Annotated in this window: 6 protein-coding genes; 3 read left to right on the top strand and 3 right to left on the bottom strand. The window is 61.3% G+C overall.

Annotation, left to right across the window (positions count from 1 at the left end):
• Positions 1–280, top strand: a 280-nt coding sequence (locus IH881_19820; GenBank protein ID MCH7869949.1) for a 4Fe-4S dicluster domain-containing protein, incomplete at its 5' end; no start/stop codon positions are given.
• 228 nt (positions 281–508) lie between these two features.
• Here the strand turns inward: IH881_19820 and IH881_19815 are convergent.
• Positions 509–1,375 (bottom strand): hypothetical protein, encoded by an 867-nt coding sequence (locus IH881_19815; protein MCH7869948.1) that lies wholly within the window; start codon positions 1,373–1,375, stop codon positions 509–511.
• An 81-nt stretch (positions 1,376–1,456) separates the two neighbouring features.
• Between IH881_19815 and IH881_19810 the strand changes: the two genes are divergently transcribed.
• On the top strand, positions 1,457–1,891 hold the full coding sequence (locus IH881_19810; protein ID MCH7869947.1) for a hypothetical protein: 435 nt from the start codon (positions 1,457–1,459) through the stop codon (positions 1,889–1,891).
• A 190-nt stretch (positions 1,892–2,081) separates the two neighbouring features.
• On the opposite strand, the gene IH881_19805 is transcribed toward IH881_19810, so the two are convergent.
• Complete coding sequence (locus IH881_19805) at positions 2,082–4,823, bottom strand: vitamin B12-dependent ribonucleotide reductase (GenBank protein ID MCH7869946.1); 2,742 nt, start codon at positions 4,821–4,823, stop codon at positions 2,082–2,084.
• A 626-nt stretch (positions 4,824–5,449) separates the two neighbouring features.
• Positions 5,450–6,121, bottom strand: a complete 672-nt coding sequence (gene npdG / locus IH881_19800; GenBank protein ID MCH7869945.1) for an NADPH-dependent F420 reductase — start codon at positions 6,119–6,121, stop codon at positions 5,450–5,452.
• Between the two features lie 169 nt (positions 6,122–6,290).
• Between npdG and IH881_19795 the strand changes: the two genes are divergently transcribed.
• A partial coding sequence (locus IH881_19795) for a DUF971 domain-containing protein (GenBank protein MCH7869944.1) occupies positions 6,291–6,526 on the top strand: 236 nt, incomplete at its 3' end.

The following is a 6,526-nucleotide window of genomic DNA, read 5'->3' as shown; positions in this document are numbered from 1 at the left end:
AACCCAACACGAAGCCGACCAACCCTCCCATCTGGTGGTGGCAGATACCGATCTGTGCAGCACGACCTGCGCTGAAGAATTCGGAAACCCGTGCGAAAATTTCTGCCCCGCCGCGGTCTACGAGATGGTTCCGGACCCCGAACGGGCCGGCAGCAAGAAACTCTTCATCCACCACGAGAACTGTGTCCACTGCAAGACCTGCGATATCGCCGACCCCTACCAGGTAATCACCTGGACGACCCCTGAAGGTGGCGAAGGGCCCGACTACGAACGGATGTAGTCTGGATGTTGCCTGATGAGATTCCGGGGGGCGGGAGGTCTTTCCGCGAATGGCTCGCCCGCCAAGGGGATCGGCCGTTTAGCTGCGCAAGTTTCAATAAGTGAATCGTGTGGAATGCGTCGATCGGAGGCGGGCTGCGCTGATTTCGCGGAATGGCCTCCGCCACCCCAGAACTCTGGGACCAAGCGGCGATCCCATCATTGCAGGACGATCGCAAAAGATCAGATGTCAGTCCGGGATCGTGGAGAGGGCGTCCCGGAGGTGCGCCAGGGTGTTTTGGTTGGTGGCGATCAGCAGAGCGGGTGCGGGGGTTCGGATCTCGGGTGTGAAGGGGGCGGTTGCGCCCATCACGAGGGCTCCTGCTTCTGCCGAGATCAGGGCGCCGATCCGGCCGCGTATGCTCACTCCCTCCGGATTTTCTCGCACCAGTCGCAGGCCCGCGCAGACACCTGGGATCAGCGGAGCGACGGAGATCGCGCCGCCGGATGCTGCGGCGACTTCGTAGCCGTGGTCCTGCAGTCTCTCGACGGCGCTGCTCGGCAGGTTGTGTGAAACCAGAATTCGATTTCCGCTGGGCTCGCCCGGTGTGACGGGCTTGGCGGCGGCATCCTTGCTGCGCATTCGTGCGCCACGGCCCCTCACGGCATCGAAACAGAGCTGCTCGCGCGGTAGGGCGACGAGGCTCGCCTCGTATCGATCGCCGATCGCCAAGCCGATCATCACCGCGTAAGGGCCCTTTGCTTCGAGATAGAAACGCAAGGTGCCGTCGATCGGATCGATGACGACGAGCGCGTCACCGGTTTGCGAAAAGCGCGAAATGGTCGGCGTGTCTTCTTCCGCTTCCAGCTTCATCTGCGGGAAGTGCTCCAGTAGGGGGACGAGCAGCGCTTCCTGAGATGCCGTGTCGGCGACTGTGAGGGCGGCCTTCACGTCCGTCGCCTCATTGGCCTTGGGGCGATTGTCAACGCGACCCTCCAAAGAGCGAGCGATCGATGCGGCTTGCCGCAGAGCGGGGGCCAATGCGTCTACGAAATCGCTCGGAAACGACGAGTCCTGCATTGCGGTGTTAGGTAGCAGGTCTGTGAGCGTCGTCACGAGAATCTGCGTCACCTTTAGCGGAGTTTGAAATCGGCCGATAACCAGCTGAGAAGGAGCCGTTTCCCAAGGAGCTTCAATATGACTCGGTCATCGCCCTCCAAGCGCATCACCATCTGCACGCTCGCTGTGGCCCTGCTGTTAATCGCAGCACCGACCCTCGCGGATGACGTTGCCTCGATTCCCGATTCCGCCGATGAGCGGGCTCGAAGCTCGTTTTCAGAGTTCGCGCGTTCCTGGATGGCCAAGATGGCGAAAAACGAGACCCAGAGCCGCAAGAACCCGACCATACAGCCGGGCCCGAGCGAGAATGTGGTCACTTATCGCGGGTTCGGAGAGAAATTCACGGTGGAGTTGCGCCCGACGGGGCATCCCGCGTCGCCCTTCGTGGGGATTCTCCGGTACAACGAGCAGGTCTACAACTGCAACGGGGTGGACGCTACGAAGTGTTCAGTTTCTTCTTCGCTTCCGGTGACGGAGATCTTCCGCTATCAGGGCGGTCGCTGGATTTACTGAGCCAGAGCCAATCATCAACGCCAAGCCATCAGTTGGATCGCCTGCGGGATCTCGACTCAGCGGCGGGGATCGCTGTGCGTGCGAAGTGCGAAACCAGGAGCGCGGAGCGCTCCCGGTCAATTGACCGGGGCGGCTCCGCGCTCCCCGGCGCCTCTCACCCCCCCAAGTTCGAGACGCCGTTAACCTGTTTTCAACTACAGCCGCTGGTCTCCCCGCAGTTGAAGCACTTGTAGCAGGTACCGCTACGAATCATGATGGAGCCACAGTTGTGACAGCTCGGGGCATCCGCCTGATTGATGAATACCTGGGATTGACTCTGCATTCGCTCGCCGGATCCGCCCGCGACAGCCGATCGCAGCGGTAGCGTGTAGGCCCCGCTCTCGCCCTGCTGATCCTCTTGCTCGTCTTCGATCGGGTCGCACTGCAGGTAGCGGTTTCCGAGATAGCGAAAAACGTAATCCATCACGGATTTCGCTATCGGGATCGACGGGTTGTTGGTGAAGCCTGCGGGCTCGAAACGCGTGTGGCTGAATTTGTCCACCAAGGCGCGCAGCGGAACACCGTACTGTAGGGAGATCGACGTCATCGTCGCGATCGTGTCCATCAGGCCGGATACCGTGCTGCCCTCCTTGGCCATTCGCAAGAAGATCTCGCCGGGTTGACCGTTCTCGTAGAGACCGACGGTCAGATATCCCTCGTGCCCCGCGATCACGAACTTATGGGTGAGTGCGGTGCGCTCATCTTTGAGCTTCTTGCGAATCGGACGGACTTCTGCGAGTCGTTCATCCGCGTCATTGTCCTCACCCGCGTTCAACGGTTGGGTCTGCTTGCTGCCGTCGCGGTAGACGGCCAGGGCTTTGAGGCCAAGTTCCCAACCCGCGACGTAGGCCTGCATGACATCTTCCACGGTTGCGTCTGCGGGAAGGTTCACCGTCTTACTGATTGCGCCCGAGAGGAAGGGCTGCACGACGCTCATCATCCGGATGTGGCCCATCCAGGCGATGCTGCGCTTGCCGTTTTTAGCCTGGAATGCACAGTCGAAAACCGGGAGGTCGGACTCTTTCAGTCCAGGTGCACCCTCGATCGTTTCCTGTTCGGTGATGTAGTCGGCGATCTCTTCGATCTCCGCCTTGTCGTAGCCGAGATTCTCGAGAGCCCTTGGAACGGTGTTGTTGACGATTTTGAGATAACCGCCACCGACGAGCTTCTTGTATTTGACGAGCGCGATATCTGGCTCGACGCCCGTCGTGTCGCAATCCATCATGAAGGCGATCGTGCCCGTTGGAGCGAGCACCGTCACCTGCGCGTTCTTGAATCCGAACTTTCGACCCTTCTCATAGGCTGCGCGCCAACTTTCTCGAGCTGCGGCGAGCAGGGGCTCCGCAACGCCATCACCCGGAATTGCGAGCGCCGCATCCTCGTGCATCTTGATGACTTCCAGGAAGGGTTTGCGGTTCATCCGATAGCGAGGGAATGGTCCCATCGCTTCCGCGATGTTTGCGCTCGTTTGGTAGGCCTCGCCGCACATCAACGCGGTGATTGTCGCCGCGAGGTTCTGCCCTTCGGTACTGTCGTAGGGCAGCCCGCAGCTCATCAAGAGTGCGCCGAGGTTTGCATAGCCGAGCCCCAGCGGCCGGAAGAGGTGGCTGTTGCGGGCAATTACCGGCGTCGGGTAGTCGGCGTGATCGACCATGATCTCTTGGGCGAGGATCGTAAGCCTCACTGCGTGCTGGAAACCTGCGATGTCGAACTCGCCGGAGTCATTGACAAAGGTAAGCAGGTTGAGGCTGGCGAGGTTGCAGGCTGTGTCGTCGAGGAACATGTACTCCGAGCACGGGTTGCTGGCGTTGATCCGCCCCGAAGCCTTGACGGGGTTCCAGCGATTGATCGTCGTATCGTATTGAACGCCAGGATCGCCGCACGCATGTGCAGCCCCCACCATTTCCTCCAGGAGGTCGCGGGCCTTGAATTCGTCGACCACCTTACCGGTGGTGACGCTACGGGTCTCCCATTTGCCGCCCGCCAGTGCGGAATGCATGAACGAGTCGGTGACGCGAACCGAGTGATTCGCGTTCTGGTAGAACACCGAGTCATAGGCGCCGCCGGGAACGTTGAAGCCGCCGTCGTAACCCGCACTGATGAGCGCGTGGGCCTTCTTCTCTTCTTCGGACTTGCTCCGGATGAATTCCATGATGTCCGGATGGTCCGCGTTCAAGATCACCATCTTCGCTGCGCGACGGGTCTTGCCTCCGGACTTCACCACGCCCGCGAAAGCGTCGAAGCCACGCATGAACGAGACCGGGCCGGATGCAGTCCCGCCTCCGGCGAGTGTCTCGCGCGACGAGCGAATCTTTGAGAGGTTCGAACCCGCGCCGGATCCGCCTTTGAAAAGCATGGCTTCTGTCTTCGCGAGATCCATGATGGATTCCATGGTGTCGTCGACGGAGTTGATGAAGCACGCACTGGCCTGTTGCAGGTTGTTCTCGACGCCCAGGTTGAACCAGACGGGGCTGTTGAACGACATGCGTTGGGTGAGCAGGATGTGCGTGAGTTCGTCCGAAAAAGTCTGCGAATCCTCTTCGGTGCGGAAATAATTCGAGCCATCGCCCCATTCGCGGAGTTTGCCGACCACGCGACCGATCAGCTGTCGGACGCTGGTTTCGCGATCGGGGGTTCCGATGTGTCCGCGGAAGTATTTGGAGGTGACCACGTTGGTGGCGAGCTGCGACCAGGTCTTCGGTACTTCGACATCGGTCTGCTCGAAAACAACTTCGCCGTTCTCGTTGGCGATCTTTGCGCTTCGGGTTTCCCACTCGACGAAATCGTAGGGATCTTCTCCGACGGATGTGAAATGTCGCGAGATCGTCGTGCCCCGCGGAGTTTTGCGTTTTCTCTTCTTCTCTCCCACAGCGTGAAGTTGCCCTCTCCCCAGGGTGCCGTCCGTCGTCTCGCTGCCTTTCACGCTCTCCCCTTTATGCCGACGCGATGACCAATCTACGCCGTGCGCCAATTGCTTACGCGCCTACTGACAACGCTCTTTCAATTCAATCACTTCTTTGATGCGCCCGTCTCACCTCTCTCCATCAGGGCGATCGGCGATACCGCGGGACACGGGTGACCGGGGTATCGCCCATTGCAATGGATGGTTGTTGGAATGAACTGGTCGCGGGGTCGCCTCCGAGGCGGGCCGAGCTATCCCGGAGATGAGAGAGGCTCCGGAACCTCCAGAGCCCCCGAGTCGGATTCGGGTCCTCCATCCCTCCTCAAACCCGCTTCCCCCCCGACGACCGCCTGTGATTTGAAACCCCCCAGGTCGTCGAGAAGACTGTCTCATCCCCGTCGGCCTGTTTACTCCCAGCGTGCTGGAGCGTCAATAGAATTCCCACAAAATCTGGTACTTATCTAGGCCATGACCCACAACCCCTTGAGCTTGAATGGTTTTTTATCAGCCCTCCGGGGGTCGCTTGGGCGCGACGCGCAACTTTTGTGCGCTCGGGGTCTGTAACCCCCTGAAATCACAGGCTTGATGCTGGTGCGCGGGCGGTTTTTCGGGGCGTTTCAGGAATCGCCGCCCGGAAGGCCCGTGAAACGGATTCCGGTGCCATCCGAAACCCGGTAGCGGATGTTCAATCCGATCAGCAAAGCGGTGATCGATTCTGTGATTCGCGCATTGGCGAGGGGGCCCCCATCGATCCCGCGCAGGCCCGGCACGAGTTCACAAAGCGCCATGATCCGCTTGCGCGGCCGCTCCGCACCCGAAACCACCACATCGCATTCGACGGGTCGATCCAGGTTGTGGAGGCGATGGGCGGCGACGTTCTGAAACGCCGAGACGGTGTGCACGCCCTTCGGCAGCCCCGCGGCAACCATTTCCGCGCAGGAGCCCTGCCAGACCCCGATCGTCTGGGTTGCCGGACCTCCCGCCGACGAGGCCAGCGGAACGCCCATCGACACCACGATCTGGCCCTCGATCAGGGAGTCTCGGATCGTCTTGACGGTACTCGCGGTGTGTTCGAACGCGACCGAGAGGATGATCACCTGTGCGCCGCGACACGCCTCGGGATTTTCGCCCCCCGAGATCTCGGCACCGGGAACCGCCGCGCGGACACGCTCTGCCGCGGCGTTTGCGCGTTCGATGCTTCGAGAGCCGATCCAGACGGGGCGGCCCGCCGTTGCAAATCGCAGCGCGAGCCCCAGCCCCTGTTCACCGGTGCCGCCCAGAATCGCGATCGCGTCGTCGAAGCTCGGATCCGCCACGAACCGAAACGCTAGCCCGCGTGGGTCTCCGTGTCGCGCCTAGGAGCGCGGCCCACTCGGGCCGCGTGACGCCGCGTAAGCTTTGGCCGAAGGCCAACGCGCAGTGACCAGTGGGTGTGTCCACCGCTAAGATTCCACCACGATGGACGACGCCTCGGCGATCAGGCCGATCCGAATCGAACAAGCGGGCCCCAGCGAGCTCAGGATCACGTGGTCCGACGAGCGGGAAAGCCGATACGCGGTTCGACAGCTTCGGCTCGCCTGTGCGTGCGCTAACTGCGTCGACGAGTGGTCGGGCGAACCCCGTCTGGACGTCACGTCGGTGCCAGAGGATGTCCACCCGCTGAAGATCCAACCCGTCGGTCGCTACGCGATCCA

Source organism: Myxococcales bacterium, assembly GCA_022563535.1.
Lineage (GTDB): Bacteria > Myxococcota_A > UBA9160 > UBA9160 > UBA4427 > DUBZ01.
Note: the sequence above shows the minus strand (reverse complement) of the source record. Positions and strands in the feature narration are given on the sequence as shown.

Coding starts and splice junctions, on each gene's coding strand:
- IH881_19810 (MCH7869947.1), top strand. CDS start 1,457: ATGACTCGGTCATCGCCCTCCAAGCGCATCACCATCTGCACGCTCGCT.